The sequence below is a fragment of the Vibrio sp. V12_P9A6T4 genome (genome assembly GCF_963874835.1).
GTDB lineage: Bacteria > Pseudomonadota > Gammaproteobacteria > Enterobacterales > Vibrionaceae > Vibrio > Vibrio anguillarum.
In genome coordinates this window covers 66250-87256 of the sequence record NZ_CAWNJO010000049.1, presented here as the reverse complement: position 1 = coordinate 87256, position 21007 = coordinate 66250, and the positions used below count along the sequence as shown (strand labels likewise).

General features: G+C 47.4%; 14 protein-coding genes. 10 read left to right on the top strand and 4 right to left on the bottom strand.

Going from position 1 to position 21007, the window contains the following annotated elements; genetic code table 11:
• Window positions 1-85: 85 nt before the first annotated feature.
• Window positions 86-826, bottom strand: a complete 741-nt coding sequence (sfsA, locus tag AACQ42_RS07560; RefSeq protein WP_017049757.1) for a DNA/RNA nuclease SfsA — start codon at window positions 824-826, stop codon at window positions 86-88.
• A gap of 55 nt (window positions 827-881) precedes the next feature.
• On the opposite strand from sfsA, the gene hrpB reads away from it, so the two are divergent.
• From hrpB to acnB, 4 genes are all read left to right on the top strand, one after another.
• Window positions 882-3350: an ATP-dependent helicase HrpB gene (hrpB, locus tag AACQ42_RS07555; protein WP_094165876.1), complete on the top strand. Its 2469-nt coding sequence runs from the start codon at window positions 882-884 to the stop codon at window positions 3348-3350.
• Window positions 3347-5695 carry a penicillin-binding protein 1B gene (gene mrcB, locus AACQ42_RS07550; RefSeq protein ID WP_094165875.1) on the top strand — a complete coding sequence of 783 codons (2349 nt, stop codon included), beginning with the start codon at window positions 3347-3349 and terminating at the stop codon, window positions 5693-5695. The genes hrpB and mrcB overlap by 4 nt, the downstream gene beginning before the upstream one ends.
• An 88-nt stretch (window positions 5696-5783) precedes the next feature.
• Window positions 5784-8042 (top strand): patatin-like phospholipase family protein, encoded by a 2259-nt coding sequence (locus AACQ42_RS07545; RefSeq protein WP_176429690.1) that lies wholly within the window; start codon window positions 5784-5786, stop codon window positions 8040-8042.
• Window positions 8043-8288: 246 nt separating this feature from the next.
• Window positions 8289-10886 carry a bifunctional aconitate hydratase 2/2-methylisocitrate dehydratase gene (acnB, locus tag AACQ42_RS07540; RefSeq protein WP_094165873.1) on the top strand — a complete coding sequence of 866 codons (2598 nt, stop codon included), beginning with the start codon at window positions 8289-8291 and terminating at the stop codon, window positions 10884-10886.
• 208 nt (window positions 10887-11094) lie between these two features.
• Here the strand turns inward: acnB and AACQ42_RS07535 are convergent, their stop codons facing one another.
• The 3 genes from AACQ42_RS07535 to AACQ42_RS07525 form a co-directional block, all read right to left on the bottom strand.
• Window positions 11095-12234 (bottom strand): glycerate kinase, encoded by a 1140-nt coding sequence (locus AACQ42_RS07535; protein ID WP_094165872.1) that lies wholly within the window; start codon window positions 12232-12234, stop codon window positions 11095-11097.
• A 20-nt stretch (window positions 12235-12254) separates the two neighbouring features.
• Window positions 12255-13520 (bottom strand): GntP family permease, encoded by a 1266-nt coding sequence (locus AACQ42_RS07530; protein ID WP_013857655.1) that lies wholly within the window; start codon window positions 13518-13520, stop codon window positions 12255-12257.
• 133 nt (window positions 13521-13653) lie between these two features.
• Window positions 13654-14799 carry a sugar diacid recognition domain-containing protein gene (locus AACQ42_RS07525; protein ID WP_094165871.1) on the bottom strand — a complete coding sequence of 382 codons (1146 nt, stop codon included), beginning with the start codon at window positions 14797-14799 and terminating at the stop codon, window positions 13654-13656.
• 81 nt (window positions 14800-14880) lie between these two features.
• On the opposite strand from AACQ42_RS07525, the gene AACQ42_RS07520 reads away from it, so the two are divergent.
• The 6 genes from AACQ42_RS07520 (at window position 14881) to AACQ42_RS07495 (ending at window position 20962) form a co-directional block, all read left to right on the top strand.
• Window positions 14881-15267, top strand: a complete 387-nt coding sequence (locus tag AACQ42_RS07520) for a YacL family protein (protein WP_017043017.1) — start codon at window positions 14881-14883, stop codon at window positions 15265-15267.
• Window positions 15268-15458: 191 nt separating this feature from the next.
• Entirely contained in the window at window positions 15459-15797 is a 339-nt protein-coding gene (locus tag AACQ42_RS07515; protein ID WP_010317537.1) for a P-II family nitrogen regulator, read from the top strand.
• 27 nt (window positions 15798-15824) lie between these two features.
• Window positions 15825-17054 carry an ammonium transporter gene (locus tag AACQ42_RS07510; RefSeq protein WP_094133030.1) on the top strand — a complete coding sequence of 410 codons (1230 nt, stop codon included), beginning with the start codon at window positions 15825-15827 and terminating at the stop codon, window positions 17052-17054.
• Between the two features lie 140 nt (window positions 17055-17194).
• Window positions 17195-18208, top strand: a complete 1014-nt coding sequence (locus tag AACQ42_RS07505; protein ID WP_088720897.1) for a Fe(3+) ABC transporter substrate-binding protein — start codon at window positions 17195-17197, stop codon at window positions 18206-18208.
• A gap of 100 nt (window positions 18209-18308) precedes the next feature.
• Entirely contained in the window at window positions 18309-19934 is a 1626-nt protein-coding gene (locus AACQ42_RS07500; RefSeq protein WP_094147074.1) for an ABC transporter permease, read from the top strand.
• Entirely contained in the window at window positions 19934-20962 is a 1029-nt protein-coding gene (locus AACQ42_RS07495) for an ABC transporter ATP-binding protein (protein WP_088720899.1), read from the top strand. Before AACQ42_RS07500 ends, AACQ42_RS07495 begins: the two co-directional genes overlap by 1 nt.
• The last annotated feature ends 45 nt before the right edge of the window (window positions 20963-21007 follow it).

Below are 21007 nucleotides of genomic sequence, written 5' to 3'. Positions count from 1 at the left end.
GTATCTATAGCAAAAAGATCTATAGGAGGCAAACACTCAATCGTAAACTTATTGTCAATGTGAAGGCGCCATCAATTTTTTGTCACTAATGGGCGAATTCTACAGTGTTAACGAGCTTGATTTCATTCCTTGAAAGTACAGCCTTGTAGCACAGTACTTCCACCCCTTCTTTTTGCGCTTGTTTCAATAATAGTGAATAGTTTGCGTCTATATGGAGTGCAGGCGAGACTTTTTCAATCCCTGAATGCAAAACAGCAAACAAAAGTACTGCTCTGCTTCCACTTTTTGCCATTTCCGTTAATTCACGCAAATGCTTTTGTCCACGCGTTGTGACGGCATCGGGGAAATAACCTTGCCCTGAATTGCAGGCGACATCGTCGTGTGGAGAGTAACGCTCATCCAATAAGGTGACGCTTTTCACTTCTATATAGCACGTCGGTTTAGAGGGTGATTTGAGCAAGATATCAATTCGGCTATTTTCTTGGCCGTAGCGCACTTCAGTTTGTAATTGCTCATATCCTTGCAGCTCTTTGATGATGCCGTTTTGAATCGCTTCTACTGCCAGCGTATTCGCCCGAGCAGTGTTGACGCAAATGCAGTGGCCTTGCTGGGTTTCAGTCAGCTCCCAACTGTGTGGGTATTTACGTTTAGGGTTGTCCGAGGTGGAGAACCAGACACGATTACCCGCCTCGGCGCAGCCCGTCATCGCGCCAGTATTGGCGCAGTGAATAGTCTCTTGTTGACCATCGGCAAACTCAATGTCGGCCAAAAAACGCTTGTAGCGTTTGAGCAAGGTCGCGGATCGAAGTGGAGGATTGAACTGCATTTATCTACTGTTTTTATGTACAATGTTGCCGCCATTTAACCATAAGGATTGCACATTGTCACAATTGCCCATTCAAGCTGTGATGCCCGAGCTGCTGGCGGGAGTACAAGCTCACCCACAGATGATTGTAAAAGCCGCTCCTGGCGCGGGTAAGTCGACCCATTTCCCGTTACAGCTATTAAAAGCGCAATTATTCACGGGTAAGATCATCATGCTTGAACCGCGTCGTTTGGCGGCGCGCAGTATTGCTTGCTATTTAGCACAGCAATTAGGTGAGAGTGTTGGGCAAACCGTCGGCTATCGTATGCGTGGTGAGAGTAAAGTCAGCGCAGCGACGCAGCTTGAAATTGTGACAGAAGGGATCATGACACGTATGATCCAAACCGATCCTGAGCTAGGCGGAATCGATCTCTTGATCTTCGATGAGTATCACGAGCGGAGTATTCACGCGGATACGGCTCTCGCACTCAGTTTGGAAGTGCAATCAGCGCTGCGAGAAGATCTTAAAATCGTCGTAATGTCAGCAACCTTAGATCAACTGGCACTGCAGTCATTATTACCCCAAGCGCTTTATGTGCAATCTGAAGGTCGCGCTTATCCAGTTGAAGTGCGCTATGCACCGCTGCGAGCCAATGATTATCTTGTGCCGACGATGAGCAAACAGATTGAAGGCTTGATGCGAGCTGAAAGTGGCTCTCTGCTGGCTTTTTTACCTGGCGTTTCAGCCATTAAACAGCTTGAACAGCAGCTCGTACACTTAGCCGATGAGTTTGATATTTGTCCTTTATATGGGCAGTTGAGTCTACAAGCGCAGCAAAAAGCGATTGCGCCTGCAGTAGCAGGCAAACGGAAAATTGTGCTAGCGACTAATATTGCCGAAACATCGCTGACCATTGAGGGGATACGCTTAGTGGTGGATGCAGGGCTAGAGCGGATAGCGAAGTTTGATCTTAAAACGGGCATCACTCGTTTAGAGCAAGTGAAAATTGCCCAGTCATCGGCGCAGCAACGCACGGGGCGCGCCGGACGCCTAGAATCTGGCATCTGTTTGCGCCTTTACAGCGAAGCACAATATAAGCAGCAACCCCAAGTGCCGAGCGCGGAAATATTGCACAGTGACTTAGCGCCTTTAGCGATGGAGCTTGCGCAGTGGGGTGTGGTGTCGGTCAACGATTTGCCTTGGTTGGATGCACCACCAGCAGCAGCGATGCAGCAAGCTTGGAGTCTATTGCATACGCTTGGTTTGATGGACAGCAAACAGCAGCTCAGCGCATTGGGTAAAAAAGCGCAGTCACTCGGTGTGGAACCAAGGCTGGTGAGTATGCTGCTCAAAGCCCATGAAACGAGTGATTCAATGCTAAATACGGCGCTCGCTGTGACCGCTTTATTGGAAGAGCCTGAGCGTAATGTGCTGGATTTACAACATAGCTTAATGCGTTGGCAGCAAGCGACTCACCTTAAAACACAAAACCTACATCAGCGTGCCACGACGCTTGCGCGCGCACTCGGTGGCCAATTTCAGCTAACACAAGTGGATGAATCATTGTTGGCGTTAGTGCTGAGTTTGGCTTTTCCCGATCGCATTGCCCAGCGTCGCAGCGAGTCGCAACGGGGGCAGTTTTTATTGGCGAATGGTCACGGCGCGCAAATGCGTGACGATGAACGTCTCGCGGGCGCGCACTATTTAGTGGTGGTGGATTTAATGCGCAGCGGCTCACAAGCGAGCCAAATCTTTGTTGCGACAGAGTTGGATATTGATGCACTGCAAGCCCATTTCCCTGAGCTATTTAGTACACAAGAACGAGTCGATTGGGATGAGAAAGCGGGGAAACTTTGCGCGGAAAGGCTAACCCTGTGCGGTAAATTGGTCATTGAGCGTGAAGCACTGCAAGAGCCTGCTCATGAAAAAATGACGCAAGCCTTGCTCAATTATGTCCGTCGCAAGGGGTTATCGGTATTACAGTGGAGCGAAGCGGCGGGCGCTTTATTAACGCGCATGCGTTGCGCTGCGCAATGGCTACCGGAAGCGGCGTGGCCTGCTGTCGAGGAACAAGCGCTGCTTGATGATCTTGAAATTTGGTTAGCCCCCTATTTAGTCGGAGTAAAATCGGTCAAAGCGTTAGCGAAAGTACCGCTTTTTGATGCGCTCAATGCCTATTTAGGTTGGCCATTAAACCAAGAGATTGATCGCTGGCTTCCAACTCACCACCCGCTACCCACAGGTAATCGAGCCGCCATTCGTTATCAACTGGGCGCGGAGCCGATGCTGTCGGTCCGTATGCAGGAGATGTTTGGCGAGCAAGATTCCCCCACCATCGCTCAAGGGCGCAAAAAAGTGGTGATGGAACTGCTCTCACCTGCGCAGCGACCTTTGCAAGTAACTCAAGATCTCGCCGGTTTCTGGCAGGGCGCTTATAAAGAAGTACAAAAAGAGATGAAAGGGCGTTACCCAAAACACGTTTGGCCTGATGATCCTGCCAACCACATAGCGACGACGAAAACTAAGCGGCAATTAGCACAATGACAACCCAGAAAAAGCCTACGGGCACTCAAAAAAATAGCGTAAAAAAACCTTCACGTCGCCCGGCTAAGAAGCTTTCATCGCCACGCAAAGCATGGTGGAAAATTGTGTGGGGTATTGGCTGGAAACTGAGCCTTGCACTGGCTGCGGTGCTGTTGTTTGTTGGTATTTACTTAAATAGCGTGGTTAAACAACGCTTCGAAGGCCAGCTTTTTGATTTACCGACCGTCGTGTATGCACGCATTTTGAATTTAGCACCCGGTGATGACATCCCGCTGCAAGAGCTGCGCAATGAGCTTGATGTACTCAACTATCGCAAAGTGAACCAGCCACGCTATGCTGGCGAGTACTCTTCATCATCAAGCAAAATTGAGATCATCCGCCGCCCTTTTGAGTTTGCCGATGGCCCTGAGCCTGACCGCCATGTGATGCTCCATTTTAATGACAGCGGTTTAGTTCGTATCCAATCTCTTGAGCAAAAAGGGGATTTAGGTTACTTGCGTATTGAGCCCAAAATGCTCGGCATGCTTGAAAAAGGCAACGATGAGCAGCGGCTATTTTTACGTCGTGATCAGTTTCCTGAAGTGATGGTGGATGCGTTGCTTGCGACCGAGGATCGCTATTTTTATCAACATGATGGCATCTCTCCATTTGCGATTGCCCGTGCTTTAGTGGCCAACATCAAGGCTGGGCGCACTGTGCAAGGCGGCAGTACGTTAACTCAGCAGCTGGCAAAAAACATTTTCTTATCTAGCGATCGAACCTTATGGCGTAAAGTGCGTGAAGCTTATATGGCGCTCATTATCGACTATCGCTACAGCAAAGATCGCATTTTAGAAGCCTATCTAAATGAGGTCTATTTGGGGCAAAGTGGCGGTGAGGCGATTCACGGTTTCGGCCTCGCCTCACGGCTTTATTTCGGTCAACCATTGCAAGAATTGCGCATTGATCAATTAGCGTTGTTGGTGGGCATGGTTAAAGGGCCTTCTTATTATAACCCTGCGCGTTACCCTGAACGTGCTAAAGAGCGTCGCGACTTGGTTTTAAAGCTGATGATGCAGCAAGATATTTTGACGGCTAAACAGTTTGAACAAGCGGCCAGTCGACCGTTAGATGTGCAAAAGCATCCTCACATTGCTAGCCGGCAGCCAGCGTATTTTCAGCAGTTAAAAATTGAACTGAAAGAGAAAGTGGGCGAGATCTTCAAAGCGGATACTGGCTTGCGCGTTTTTACCTCGCTCGATCCTGTTTCGCAAGCCAAATTGGAGCTGGCGATTGATCGACAAATTCCAGTGCTTTCCAAAACGGCGGGGAAAAACTTAGAAGCCGCAGCGATCGCTGTTGATCGAACCAGTGGTGAGATCCGTGCCATGGTTGGCGGTAAACAGACCGGTTATGACGGCTTTAACCGCGCTTTAAATGCAAGCCGTCCTATCGGCTCGTTAGTCAAACCAGCGGTCTATCTCACCGCACTCGCACAGCCAGATAAATACAACTTAGCCAGCACGCTTATCGATAAACCCATCACACTCAAAGGGAACAAAGGCGAAGTGTGGTCACCGCGCAACTTTGATCGTCAGTTCCGTGGTGAAGTGCCGCTGTATCTCGCGTTAGCTAAATCACTTAATGTGCCTACGGTACAATTGGGCATGCAGCTTGGGATTGAACAAGTTTCTGACACTTTGGTGCGGCTCGGTGTCAACAAAGAGGAGATCCGTCCTGTACCGTCGATGTTTCTTGGCGCGTTCTCTCTGACGCCTTATCAAGTGGCGCAGATGTACCAAACCTTAACCAACTCGGGTAAAAAAGCGCCCTTATCGGCGCTGCGCTCGGTATTGGATTTAGAGGGCAATGTGCTCTATCAATCAATTCCCAAAGTATCCCAAGCCGTTGAGCAGCAAGCGGCGTGGCTTACAACTTATGCGATGAAGCGAGGAGTACTTGAAGGGACTGGGCGCTATCTCAATAATCAGTTCGCTTGGGCGGCATTGGCGGGGAAAACTGGTACCACTAACGATAGCCGCGACAGTTGGTTTGTCGGGGTGGATGGTCGTGAAGTTACCACGGTTTGGCTTGGCCGCGATGATAATCAGCCGATCAAACTTACGGGTTCGAGTGGTGCATTACGGGTGTACGCGGAATATTTACAACATCGGATCCCAGAAAAATTACTTCTTCCTTGGCCGCAAGGCATTACTACAATTGGCTTTAAAACCAGTGCCGAAGGGGAATTAGTCCAAGATTGTCACAACGAATTTAAACTGCCCATGTGGGATAAAAACGGCGCATTGAAACAGAGCTGTGATAAACAGCCAGGACAATGGTTAAAAAATCTCTTTCAGTGGTAGCTGGGGGAGTTTATATTAAATTGATTTCAAAGGAATTTAAGGAAGAGTCGTGAAACAGTTTTTAAGTAACTTATTGTTCTTGGTATTCATGTTTCCTGCGACTTTCGCGGTGGCTGATGAGCCACAAGCTGAAAAACCTATGCTGGACAGGGCTGCGCGCCCCAAAGTTGCCGTCGTTCTTGCGGGAGGAGGGGCAAAAGGTGCAGCGCACATTGGCGTTCTCAAAGCGTTGGAAGAGATGCGCATCCCCGTTGATTTCATTACTGGTACCAGCATGGGCGCTTATGTGGGCGGCCTCTATGCCAGTGGTATGAGCGCTGATGAAATTGAAAGTTTAATTTACAGCGTAGATTGGAATGAAGGTTATCGTGACCGGGTCAACCGTAGCCAACGTCGTGTTCGGGATAAAGAGTACGAAGACCGCTATCAACTGACCACCGACCTTGGACTGCGTTGGGGGGAGATCCGCGCACCACGCGGTGTGGTGCAAGGGCAGAATATGTTGCGTATTTTGCGAGAAACGTCGGGCAATCTCTCTGAATTTCAGTCCTTTGATCAACTGCCCATTCCTTATCGCGCGGTAGCCACTGATATCATTGCTCTTGAGGAAGTAGTGCTGGATCGTGGCTATTTAGTGGATGCGATGATGGCGAGTATGTCGGTACCCGGAGCACTACCACCTTACGAAGTTAATGGTCGTTGGTTAGTCGATGGCGGTGTGACCAATAACATGCCTGTTGATGTTGCACGTGCCTTAGGGGCTGATATTGTTATCGCGATAGATATCAGTACCGATTACAAAAACCAAGAAGCTTTTACCACCTTTTTGACGGTAGCCGATCAGCTTTCCAACTATCTCGTACAAAGAAGCACTCAAAAACAAGCACGTTTATTGAATGAGCAAGATGTATTTTTACGCCCTGATGTCGGCAGTATGGAAACCACTGAATTTGATAAAATGCCTACCGCTTATGAAAAAGGGTATGAGATTGCAATGGCGAACCAATCGGTATTGACTTCGTTGTCATTATCGAGTGCTAGTTATCAACGCTATGTGGAAGCAAAACAAGCTCGCCGCAGGGCTTTAATTTATGGCGATGATGTGCAGGTTGATGAAATCGTACTCAACAACCGCAGTCATTACAGCGATCAATTGTTAAAAAACCGTTTACATTTAAAGACAGGACAACCGCTATCAACCGAGCAGATTGAAGCGACGGTCGAAAATCTCTATGCATTGGATCGCTTTGAGTTAGTGACCTATGAATACCGAGAATTTGAAGGAAAGAACCAACTGGTCATCGATGTAAAAGAGAAATCTTGGGGGCCAAATTACCTCAATTTTCGCTTTTTCTTAGAAGATGATTTTCATACGGATAGTCAATATGCGCTGGGTATCTCTTCCAATTTCACTAACTTAAATTCGTTTGGTTCTGAATTACGTTTCAATTTAGAAATGGGCACCGATAAGATCATCGAAGCGGAGCTTTTTTCTCCTCTGTTCTCAGGGCAAAAAGCGTTTACCTCAGCTTTGATTTCGTTTAGTAATGATAAACGTAATAAGCCAATGCAAGGGTTTGATGACACCAGTCTAGAAGCCAGTAAAGACTATTTACCGATCAGCTATTTAGAATGGATTGGAGAATTGTCGCTTGGTTATCAAGATAAATTATGGCGAGAGTTTAAGTTAGGGATCCGCTATACCGATGGGGAGGCTGAAGTGTCAAATTGGCCATCCATGGGAAATATGGATTACACCCGTGCTGGTGTGTTTGCTAACTATCGCATTGATACCTTAGATGACTTTAGCTTGCCTACCCGCGGTGTTTATCTTGATCTTGAGTATCTTGCATCGCACGATAAAGTTTCTGGCGTCTCTTCTGATCTTGAATCAAACGATACCGTGTATGAATTTTCCGGTGAACTGATCGCCGCTTACAGCTTTGGTCGCCATACTTTGGTCGGTAATCTTGATTACGGTGTGGTACAAAGTAAAAATTCCAGTGAACCGATAAACCCTAAATCGATTGGTGGTTTCTTAAATTTATCGGGTATCCCTCGTAACAGCTTAATTGGCCAGAACAAAGCGTTCACCAGTTTAGTGTATCGTTATCGCTGGTTTGATAATGACTTTGGCCTGTTCAGTTCCCCATTTTATGTCGGTGCATCAATAGAATACGGCGGTGTATGGTCTGATCCTGATCTAAGCTTTGATACCGCCCCATTATACGGTGCGGGATCGGTGTTTGCTGGTGTTGATTCGCCGATTGGACCGATTATGTTTGCTTATGGTCGAACCGAAGATAATTTTGATTCGATATACTTGAGTATTGGCACTACCTTTTAGCGAGAATTGAGCTGAAAAGTGGGCGGTAAGTGACTCAAAAATCATAGAACTTTAGTCTTAAGTTGCTATGTTGGTCAAAATGATAAGATTTTAATTTAAAGTTAAATTTGCTATTCTTCGTCCCACAGTTTGGCCTCTCTGCCGCTGATTACATAAAAATATCTGGCAATGGAGAGCCAAGTTTCCAAGGATGTTTGCCCATCATGTCAATAATAATGGGGTAAACCGCAATGAGAGGAAAAAGTCGTGCTTGAAGCCTACCGTAAACACGTCGCAGAGCGTGCTGCCGAAGGAGTTGTTCCTAGACCCCTAAATGCTGAACAAGTCGCAGGACTTGTTGAACTGTTGAAAAATCCCCCTCAAGGTGAAGAAGCGTTCATGCTTGATCTCCTTGAAAATCGAATTCCTCCCGGTGTGGATGAGGCCGCTTATGTTAAAGCGGGCTTTTTAACCGCCATCACTAAAGGTGAGGTCTCTTCACCGTTAGTGAGCCGCGCAAAAGCTGCGCAACTACTCGGAACTATGCAAGGTGGTTATAACATCGAGCCGCTAGTCTCATTGCTTGATGATGCTGAGCTGGCACCGATTGCGGCTGATGCACTATCGCGTACTCTACTGATGTTTGATGCGTTCTATGACGTTGAAGAGAAAGCAAAAGCGGGTAATGCACATGCACAAAAAGTGTTGCAATCATGGGCAGACGCGGAATGGTTCCTTTCAAAACTGGCGCTTCAAGAGAAGATCACGCTAACCGTATTTAAAGTTACTGGTGAAACCAATACTGATGATTTGTCACCAGCGCCAGATGCATGGTCACGCCCAGATATTCCAGTGCACGCACTGGCTATGTTGAAAAATGAACGTGAAGGCATTCAACCTGATAAAGCAGGCAGCATTGGCCCTATCACTCAAATCGAAGCTCTAAAAGAGAAAGGCCATCAGCTAGTCTATGTGGGTGATGTGGTCGGTACAGGCTCGTCTCGTAAATCCGCGACTAACTCTGTTTTGTGGTTTATGGGTGACGACATCCCATTTGTGCCCAATAAACGCGCGGGTGGCTACGTGCTCGGCGGTAAAATTGCACCTATCTTCTTCAACACCATGGAAGATGCCGGCGCGTTGCCGATTGAAGTTGACGTTACCAAACTCAACATGGGTGATGTGATTGATGTTTACCCATTTGAAGGCAAAGTGTGTAACCACGACACTGGCGAAGTGCTTGCCACGTTCAAGCTTAAAACCGACGTATTGATTGATGAAGTGCGCGCTGGCGGCCGTATTCCACTGATCGTTGGTCGTGGTTTAACGGATAAAGCACGCGAAGCACTAGGTTTAGAAGCGTCAACAGTATTTCGTCGCCCAGTAGCAGTGGCTGATACAGGCAAAGGTTATACACTGGCTCAGAAAATGGTTGGTAAAGCATGCGGCGTGACGGGTGTTCGCCCGGGGACTTACTGCGAACCTAAAATGACCACGGTTGGATCGCAAGATACCACTGGCCCGATGACACGTGATGAATTGAAAGATTTGGCGTGTCTTGGTTTCTCTGCTGACTTAGTCATGCAATCTTTCTGTCATACCTCGGCTTATCCAAAGCCTGTCGATGTGAATACCCACCATACCTTGCCTGATTTCATCATGAACCGTGGCGGTGTTTCACTGCGTCCGGGTGATGGCGTGATTCACTCATGGCTAAACCGTATGTTGTTACCTGATACCGTCGGTACTGGTGGTGACTCGCATACACGCTTCCCGCTTGGCATTTCATTCCCAGCCGGTTCTGGCTTGGTTGCTTTTGCGGCCGCAACGGGTGTGATGCCACTGGATATGCCAGAATCTGTCTTGGTGCGTTTCAAAGGTGAAATGCAGCCGGGCATCACGCTGCGCGATCTAGTGCACGCGATTCCTTATTACGGGATTAAGCAAGGCCTGCTTACAGTGGCGAAAGCGGGGAAAATTAACGAATTCTCTGGCCGTGTGCTAGAAATCGAAGGGGTTGAGCACTTAACGGTTGAGCAAGCGTTTGAACTTTCTGATGCCTCGGCAGAACGTAGTGCTGCAGGTTGTACGGTTAAATTGTCACAAGCCTCAATTGAAGAGTACCTCAACTCTAACATCACTATGTTGAAGTGGATGATCGCCGAAGGTTATGGTGACCGCCGTACTATTGAGCGTCGTATTACGGCGATGGAAGCGTGGCTAGCCAATCCTGAGTTGATGCAAGCGGATAGTGATGCAGAATACGCACATGTGATTGAGATTGATCTTGCTGAGATTAAAGAGCCGATTTTATGTGCGCCAAATGACCCAGACGATGCGCGCTTACTTTCTGATGTACAAGGTACGCCTATTGATGAAGTCTTCATCGGTTCTTGTATGACCAACATTGGTCACTTCCGCGCGGCAGGTAAATTGCTTGAGAAGTTCAATGGTCAGTTAGATACGCGTTTGTGGGTTGCGCCACCGACTAAGATGGACAAAGATCAGCTTATCGAAGAGGGCTATTACGGCATCTTTGGTCGCGCTGGGGTACGCATTGAAACTCCAGGATGTTCGTTATGCATGGGTAACCAAGCGCGTGTTGCTGATAAAGCGACCGTCATGTCGACGTCGACTCGTAACTTCCCGAACCGTTTAGGGACTGGCGCGAATGTTTACCTTGCTTCGGCAGAGCTGTCGGCCGTGGGCGCCATTTTAGGCCGCATTCCGACACTGGAAGAGTATCTAGAGTACGCGAAGCAGATCAACGCAACTGCAGCTGACACCTATCGCTACCTCAACTTCCATCGTATGGCGCAATACACTAAAAAAGCAGACAGTGTGATTGTCCAGCAAGCGGTGTAAGAGCTATCCAAGCTAACCTCCTAATAAAAAAGCCACCGATTCGGTGGCTTTTTACCATTCTAGCTTCTCAATCAATGCTGAAATAGCATTAGATTAAGTTCGATCGGTGGCTGCATCCGCCAACAATGACTTGACCCATAATTCATAACGTTGTTCTGTCAATGGCGTTAAAATGAGCGTGAACGTCATATGGTATTCAGCGAAATAGTTATTGCCTGTAAGACAAGCTAAAAACACACGCGACATTACGCGCGGTCATTTCTACATTTTGCGCCGCTTCGGCAAGGGCTGTAGGCAAGTCGACCGAGCGTGGAACGATACTGAATACCGCATCGATGCCATGTGGGTGAACAACGGCGCAGTCTGCTGACAAGCAGCCTGCAATACCGATCACTGGCACGGAAAAACGTTTGGCAGTGCGCGCAACACCGATTGGCGTTTTACCGTGAATGGTTTGGCTATCAATGCGTCCTTCCCCGGTGATGACTAAATCGGCATCCTTTACTACATCGCTAAGGTTCACGGCATCCATCACAATTTCAATGCCCGGACGAAGGCTCGCTCCTAGTAGACCAACCAGCGCCGCACCTAAACCGCCTGCCGCGCCAGCGCCCGGCATCTCTTTCACATCAAGGCCTAATTGCGTTTTGATGATGTTTGCATAATGCGCAAGGTTGTCATCAAGTTGCGCGACCATCTCAGGTGTTGCTCCTTTTTGTGGGCCAAAGACATGCGAAGCGCCTTGTACGCCGCACAGTGGATTATCGACATCGCAGGCGACCTCCAGTTTGATGCGGGCTAAACGTGGATCAAGCTGCGAGAGATCAATTGAGGCCAGTTTCGACAATTCACCGCCACCAAAGCCTAATGGATTGCCATCTGAATCAAGCAGTTGAATGCCGAGGGCTTGCGCCATGCCGAGGCCACCATCGTTGGTTGCGCTGCCACCAATGCCGATGATGATGTGTTCAACACCTTGATCGAGCACGGTTTTAATCAGCTCACCAGTACCGTAGCTGGTGGTGTTCATTGGGTTGCGTTGCTCTGGCGGCACAAGGTGTAAGCCAGATGCGGCCGCCATCTCAATAATCGCTGTTTTGCCATCACCCATTAAGCCATAAAAAGCCTCGACTTGTTCACCCAGTGGGGCCGTTACGGTTGTGGTAACAATCGATCCATTAGTGGCATCAACCAGTGATTGGACCGTCCCTTCACCGCCATCGGCCATCGGTAACTTAATGTAGTGCGCATCGGGCAACACTTGTTTGAATCCATTCTCTATCGCGGTGGCGACTTCCATTGCCGTTAGGCTCTCTTTATAAGAATCTGGAGCAATAACAATTTTCATTTTTTAACACCTTAACTGCGTTAAACAAACAGACCAAATACGCCAAAAATCATCACAGAAATGAAGGCAATTACTAAACCTACTGCCGATTCATAAGGAATTAAGGTGAGACGCTCACGAATGTCCATATGTACCGCTCCGCCCGTAGCATGGAAGAAACTACCGTGTGGCATATGATCAAGTACGGTCGCACCTGAATGGATCATGGCAGCCCCTGCCAGTGCGGGTACGCCTAGTTCGAGTATAGTGGAGCTAAAGACGCTGGAGGCAACGGCTGTACCTGCGGTGGTTGAAGCGGTTGCCAGTGACATCATTGCACCTGAGATCGGTGCAAGCAGGTAAGAAGGCAACCCAGAAGCGGTCAGTACTTCGATTAAACCGCCTTTAAGACCTGAATTGGCGATGATGCCGGCTAAAGTACCAGTACCAAGCAGCATAACCGCAACTGGAGCCATGCGTGTTAAACCTGAAACCGCGAAGTGGTTAGTGTCTGCAAATCGTCCCATCACGACCGCACCGACTAATCCGCCTAATGGGAGTGCAATTAAAGGATCCACATTGATGCCAGCGATAGGGCGTAGTGCGAGTAACACAATCGCCACTAATGGTGCGATGATCGCTGAGCTAAAGCGGGGGAGCCTAGAATGATCCACCGCAACGACTTCACTGGCAGAGACTTTACTTCCTTTATTGACTAAACGTTTGGCAATCAAGTAAGCCACAATAAGCCCGCAGATCCCAGGAATAATACCCGCCGCCATTACAGAAGTAAGTGGCACGTTAAACGCGTCGGCTGCGGCAATCGCATTAGGGTTAGGTGACATTACGTTACCCGCTTTACCGCCGCCAATCATCGCTAGCAGAATGGCCGCCTTGGAGAGATCGGCACGACGAGCGATCGCCAGAGCGATAGGAGATACGGTGATTACTGCCACGTCGACAAACACGCCGACCGCAGTCAAAATTAAGGTTGCTAAGGCCAAGGCAAATAAAGCGCGAGTTTCTCCAACCTTTTTCACTATGGTTTCTGCAATGGAAGTGGCAGCGCCTGATTCAATCAATACACCAGCCAAAATACCTGCTGCAAGAATGCGTAGCACTGCGGTCACAATGCCTTGTGCGCCACCAATCATCAGAGCAACGGTGTCGGTCAGCGATACACCGCCGATCACGCCACCGACCAACGCGCCGATGATCATGCCATAGGCGGGTGGTACTTTTTTTAGAATGAGCGTGATAGCCACGACTAATGCGGCCAGAGCTCCGAGAGTTGAAACTTCAATCATCTTCTATATCCATATTTTTTATCAGTGATTGGCTGCAATATAGGGAGCAAAAATAAAAGAGTCTTCAGTCTATTGCACAGATTACTGGCTTTGATGCGACTGATTAATTGTGCAAATGCACAATTTTATGTTTTTATTTGAAGCAAGATAAAGCCAAATAAAGGTGAGTAATGTCATTTAACTGATTGAATTTCAAAGCAGTTACTTGCTCAATCTTTTCAAGCCTATAGCGCAAGGTATTACGGTGAATATGCAGTGTTTGGCAAGTTTGATGAACATCGCAGTTCTGCTCAAAATAATGGCGGAGGGTTTTAATTAATATTCCCTTAGTGTCATACCGTTCCAGCAGGGTATAGGGTTGGCGTAACTGCTCGCGGCTCCATAGCTCATGCTGTACGCTATTGAGCAGTACAGGTAACTTATCATCTTGATAAAAGAAGACGTCTCCCTGTTTATGGTGGGAGGCTTGCATCGTTAACTTGGCGGTTTGATAAGATTGAGCCAGCCCAGAGAGCGTTGCAAAATAATCACCTAGTGCAATTTTGATGGTGAATTTGCCCTCTTTTTTCACTCGCTTCAACAGTTGATTGACTCGTTTCGTTTCGGCCTCTTGTGACCAACCTTTTTCGGTGAGTGAGATGGGTTTTAAAACCACCACTTCGTTGTGAGAAACTGAAATGATCCCCACCAAATTGTCCCGTTCAGGGTATTCCAGCAGATGCACTAACTGCTGTAAGTGTTCTAGCGATAAGGCGGTGTCGTTATCTGGGATCAATTTGACCACGGCAGCGATACGCGGCTGGGAAAGGTCGAGCCCTAATCGCTCGGCGATTGAATTGAGCTGTGTTTCATTGAGAGTGGCACCTTGAATTAGTTGTAATAGCAGCTCTTCACGGTGGCGCTTATTCCACTGTACTTGTGCCATTAGTGCGGCTTGTTCAACGATAAGCTCCGCCGTCATTTTGACCAGCTCGCCATAACGGTGAACTTCCGTTGGGTTACCGGAAATTCCAACTACGCCGATCACTCGTTGTTGATAAATGATGGGGAAATTGATGCCGGGTTTAACGCCTTTTAGGTAACTGGCGGTGGCATGATCAATTTCAACCACTCGATTTTCATTGATGGCTAAAATCGCCCCTTCGTGTTTCTGGTGCAAACGAGTGGGATCACCTGAGCCAATAATGCGTCCCTTTTCATCCATTACGTTGACTGAATAAGTGATGATCTTCATCGCTCTTTCTACAATCTGGCGTGCGGTGGTTTCTGTGATCTGCATAATCTCAAGTGGTTTCGTTAGCCATAATCACCGATAATAACAAAGTTATCCGTATCCCCAAGCACCAATATCGAGAACCCGATGGACTACGAATTTAAAAAAAATACCCTAGATGGGAGCTATTACTGCTCTTTTTCGATGGGGCACGAAATTATTGGCCGTTGGCTACAAGAGGAGATCAGCAACGATCTTCCCAAAATAGATCAAGTTATTGCGCTAATGGCAGCATCGAAACGTGCATTTAATCAAGAGCAGACGCTTGAGGGGCAGGAAATCAGCGTGATGATTCTTGCCGATGAGGTCACGGTTCAGGCCAATGTTTTGACGCATGGTGAAGCGCTTGATAGTGACAGTGAGTTTGATTTTTACGATTGTGAAAGCACCGCAATCTGCGGCATTGATGATTTTGCTTTGATGATCAAGCAGTGGTGCGAATTTGTACGTTACTCACCTGCGGACTTCACTTAGCGCTGCACAAAACTGGTGAAGATTAACCACTTCGCTTTATTTGTGGGAAAGGGTTGCACCTTATTTGTGCAACCCTTTTCTTTTTGGCATAAGAAATGGTTGCAAATCTTTTAAAATCATTAAGTTAAAAAGTTGGCACGCGGCTTGGATTGTATTGATCGTAAACGGACTACTGCTTGTGAGAGGATGCAATGAAACTGATCAACGCGATAATTAAACCATTTAAGTTAGACGATGTGCGTGAAGCTTTGGCCGATGTCGGCATCGAAGGGATGACGGTTTCCGAAGTGAAAGGCTTTGGTCGCCAAAAAGGGCACACCGAGCTCTACCGAGGCGCGGAATATCAAGTCGATTTTCTGCCTAAAGTGAAATTAGAAATAGCGACACAAGCTGAAAATGTCGATCGCGTGATAGAGGCGATTATCAAAGCGGCGCACACCGGAAAAATTGGTGACGGAAAAATTTTTGTGTATGACCTCAGCCAAGCTGTGCGTATTCGTACTGGCGAAATGGACAGTGAAGCACTGTAAAGATTCAAAGGATTGGAGATAACCATTATGGAATTAGCAGCAACGGTAACAGAGCTACGTTACGCACTCGATACGTTTTTTTTCTTGATTTCGGGTGCGTTGGTGATGTGGATGGCGGCTGGCTTTGCCATGCTAGAGGCAGGTTTAGTTCGTTCTAAAAACACCACTGAAATTTTAACCAAAAACTTTTGTTTGTACGCGATTGCCTGTACCACGTATTTAGTGGTTGGTTACAACATTATGTATGTTGATAACGCAGAAGCAGGCTGGCTGCCTTCATTCGGCTCCTTGATAGGTAGCCAAGCAGAAGGCGCGGATCACTCCCTTGAATCAGACTTTTTCTTCCAAGTGGTGTTTGTGGCAACCGCGATGTCGGTGGTTTCTGGCGCTGTCGCTGAGCGAATGAAATTGTGGTCGTTCCTTATTTTTTCCGGCATTTTGACCGCATTCATTTACCCAATGGAAGGCTATTGGACTTGGGGCGGTGGCTTTCTTTCAGCTGCCGGTTTCAGTGATTTTGCCGGCTCTGGTATTGTTCACTTAGCGGGTGCATCGGCGGCGCTAGCTGGGGTCATCTTGTTGGGAGCACGTAAAGGTAAATACGGTAAAAATGGTGAAATTTACCCTATTCCGGGCTCCAACATGCCACTTGCGACTTTGGGTACATTTATCCTGTGGTTTGGCTGGTTTGGTTTTAACGGTGGTTCACAACTAATGCTGTCTGATTTTGAAAACGCAACAGCGGTTGGTCAGATTTTCCTCAACACCAATGCCGCTGCAGCAGCGGGTTCTATCGCGGCTCTATTAGTGTGTAAAACCACTTGGGGTAAAGCGGATTTAACCATGGTACTCAACGGTGCGTTGGCCGGGTTAGTGGCTATTACCGCTGATCCTCTCTCTCCATCACCACTGTATGCGGTAGCGATTGGTGCTGTAGCGGGTGTGTTAGTGGTGTTTAGCATTATTGCCCTTGATAAAGTGAAAATTGACGATCCTGTGGGCGCAATTTCAGTACATGGCGTATGTGGTTTGTTCGGTTTAATGGTTGTGCCAATCAGCAATACTGATGCGAGCTTTGGCGCTCAACTACTTGGAGCCGCAGTGATTTTCGCTTGGGTATTTGGTGCAAGCCTTGTGGTTTGGGGCATCCTGAAGGCAACGATAGGCATTCGAGTTTCGGAAGAAGAAGAATTAGAAGGGATGGATATGCACGACTGTGGGGTGGGGGCCTACCCAGAATTCGTGACAATAAAGTAATATTTCCTTACAGATAACCTACCTAAAAACCTGCCGATTAAGGCAGGTTTTTTTATTGATTGAATTGTTTTTCAATCTATCATCAATATAATAACGAAACTGATAAACATTATCATTACCAATTTTAAAGGGAACTAGAAATGAAGAAACTGCTTACTCTGTCTGCGATGGCATGTAGTGTGATGGCTCCGAGCGCGATGGCGGCAGAGGAGGTCAACGTTTACTCATACCGCCAACCATTTTTGATTGAGCCGATGTTTAAAGAGTTCACTCAACAAACGGGCATTAAAGTGAATGTGAAGTTTGCGAAAGAAGGGATTGCTGAGAAATTGGTACAAGAGGGTGAGTACAGCCCTGCTGACGTGATTTTAACCTCAGAATTTAGCCGTCTTTTTGAGTTATCTGAAAAAGGTTTAGTCCAAGCGGTGGATAACAAAACCATTGAAACTAACATTCCTGCCCAATATCGCGATAGCGCAGATGAGTGGTTTGCACTAACAATACGTACCCGTAGCGTCTACTCATCACGCGATCGCGTAGGCAAGCTGGGTGATGACTTCAACTACGCTGACCTCGCGAAGCCTGAATTTAAAGGCAAAATCTGTACTCGTAGTGGTAAGCACCCTTACAACGTGGCGCTGGTTGCATCCATGATTGCAGAGCAAGGCGAAGCGAGCACTAAAGTTTGGCTTGAAGGTGTCAAAGCAAATTTAGCACGTAAGCCTCAAGGTAACGATCGTGACCAAGTTAAAGCGATTAAAGAAGGTTTGTGTGATGTCTCATTGGGTAATAGCTATTATTTAGGGAAAATGTTAGCTGATGATAAGCAAAAATCATGGGCTGAAGCTGTCTACATCAACTTCCCAGGTCAGAATGCGCAAGGCACGCATGTTAACGTGAGTGGTATGGCGATGGCGAAGTACGCGCCTAACAAAGAAAACGCAGTTAAGCTGATGGAGTTTTTGACCAGCGATAAAGCACAGCACATGTACGCTGACGTCAACTTTGAATACCCAGTAAAAGCAGGTGTTGAGCGTTCTGCACTAGTCGCTTCATGGGGTGATTTTAAAGCGGATCCACTGCCGCTCGAAAAAATTGCCGACAATCATGCCGCGGCAATTAAGCTGCTTGATGAAGTGAAATTTGACCTTTAATCGGTTCTAGGGGTATAACAGTGCCCCTATTCTATTGAAGGGGCATGAGATGTATTTGCAAACGCATTTATGTGTCAGTAAGCCTTATTGTAATTAGGCAATGAAAGAAAAAAATACATTATGGAAAACCAGTAGTGCCAGTGTCACTGTGCTACTGGTTTTGCCGATCTTAGCCATCTTTATTACCGCTGCGGGACAAAGTGATGAGGTTTTTTCTCATCTCATGTCAACAGTGATGCCCACCTATACCTTTAATACCGTCGTATTAACGTTCAGTGTGATGGGGCTTTCTTTGCTATTTGGCATTCCCAGTGCTTGGTTAATGGCAATGTGTAAGCTGCCAACCGAACGCATTTTACAATGGGCTTTGGTGTTACCACTTGCGATGCCCGGCTACATTATCGGTTACATCTTTACTGGTTGGTTTGACTACGCAGGCCCAGTGCAAGTGTTACTTAGAGATATTACGGGTTGGGGCGCAGGTGATTACTGGTTTCCCGACATTCGCAGTTTGGGCGGGGCAAGCATTGTGCTTGCGCTGGTGCTTTATCCATATGTTTACCTACTGTGCCGTGCAGCATTCATGGAACAAAACGTCTCCTTATTGCAATCCGCTCGTCTATTAAAATGCTCTCCGTGGCAGAGTTTTCGTCTGATTTCACTACCGCTTGCACGACCCGCGATGGCGGTTGGCCTCTCCTTAGTGGCGATGGAAACGGTGGGAGATTTTGGTACGGTGAGTTACTTTGCCGTTAATACCCTAACGACTGCGGTGTATGACACTTGGCTCGGTTATTCTAATTTGAATGCGGCAGCGAAAATATCCGCCATCATGTTGGTGATTGTATTATTACTGCTGAGCGCAGAGCGCTATAGTCGTCGTAAACAGAAATTATTTCAAAGCCAATTTAACAGCCATGAAGATTTTCGCTATCAGTTGCAAGGGTGGAAAAAATGGGCCGCTTTGTGTTGGTGTTGGGGGCTAGTTGCGCTCGCGTTTCTTCTGCCTTTATTGCAGTTGGTCTCATTCGCTTATCACTATTTTGCGAAAAGTTGGACTTCGGAGTTCCAAGACTTTGCGATCAATAGCTTAACGGTTTCGTTGACGACAGCGCTGGTGGCGGTGTTGATTGCTTTGGTCGTGAATTTTTGCCATCGGTTGAACGCCAATGGGGTGACTTTAGCCTTTATGCGCTTGTCTTCTATGGGTTATGCGGTTCCCGGAACCGTGCTAGCGATTGGTGTGATGGTTCCGGTGCTGTTTATGGATCATTGGGTCAATGATGTTGCTAAAGCGATGCAATGGGGGCGACCGGGTCTTATCTTTTCTGGTTCGATGTTTGCTATTATTTTTGCTTTAGTGGTGCGTTTTTCGGCCGTGGCGATTGGTAGCATAGAAAGTAGCCTCAATAAAGTCTCACCTTCTTTGGATATGGCGGCTCGAACTATGGGTTATCGATCGAACGCTATGCTGTGGCGAGTTCATCTGCCATTGATCCGCCGTGGTACGCTTATCGCTGGGTTGTTGGTGTTTATTGAGTCAATGAAAGAGCTGAATGCCGCTTTGTTATTGCGTCCGTTCAATTTCGAAACCTTGGCGACCTATGTTTATAACTACGCATCGGATGAACAATTAGAAGTGGCTGCTTTGCCTGCGATACTCTTGGTCGCGGTTGGTTTAATTCCACTTATCGTCGTTAACCGTTCACTGGAGCAAAATCACTGATGAGTTGTGCGCTGTCTATCCATGATTTGACTTGCAAATATGAAAACCAAACGGTTTTACAATCACTGTCGCTGGAAGTCAAACAGGGAGAAATCGTCTGTTTATTAGGAGCAAGTGGTTGTGGGAAAACGACCTTATTGAAAGCTATTGCGGGTTTGCTGCCGCTTAGCTCTGGGGTGATGAGCCTTAATTGTGTGACGATTGACGATGGTCAACATTGGTTGCCACCGGAAGCGCGAAACATAGGGATGATTTTCCAAGATTATGCGCTGTTTCCTCACTTAACTGTTGCGGAAAATATCGCGTTTGGATTGCGTCAACTCTCTCAAACCGAGCGCAAAGCAAAAGTCGAAGAGATGTTGGCATTAGTGCACTTAGCTGAGCTGGGGGATCGTTATCCTCATCAACTATCAGGTGGGCAGCAGCAGCGAGTGGCGATTGCTCGCTCCTTGGCGTATAAACCGGATCTACTCCTGCTTGATGAGCCGTTTTCCAACATCGATACCCAAGTTCGCCATGAGTTGATCGGTGAAATTCGCAACATTTTTAAAAAGCAGGGTGTGACGGCTATTTTTGTGACCCATAGCCGCGAAGAAGCTTTTGCTTTTGCTGATAAAATGGCGGTAATGAATCACGGTGTGATTGAGCAATATGGCACCGCATCAGAGCTGTACTACCAACCGTCGAGTAAATTTGTGGCCGATTTCTTGGGTGGTGGAAGTTATTTAAGCGCCAAACGAATTTCAGAATGGCAATTTGAGACCGATTTAGGTGTAGTTGACGCCAAAGCTCAGCAACCCATTGAGCTTGAAGCCAAATGCGAATTACTACTGCGGCCACAACACATTCAAATTAGTGCGCAGCAAGAGAGCAAAGTCCGCGTGTTAGAGCAGCAATTTATGGGCGATCACTGCCGTTATGTGATTGATGCGTATGGCAGTAAGTTGCTGGCGAGTTCTTCACAGCCGTTGAGTGTTGGGCAAAGTGTTGCAGTCAGCATTGATACGCAAGGTGTGTTGGCTTTTTAAAAAAAGCCCGGCATGACGCCGGGCAAGTGTTCTTCACCGATATAC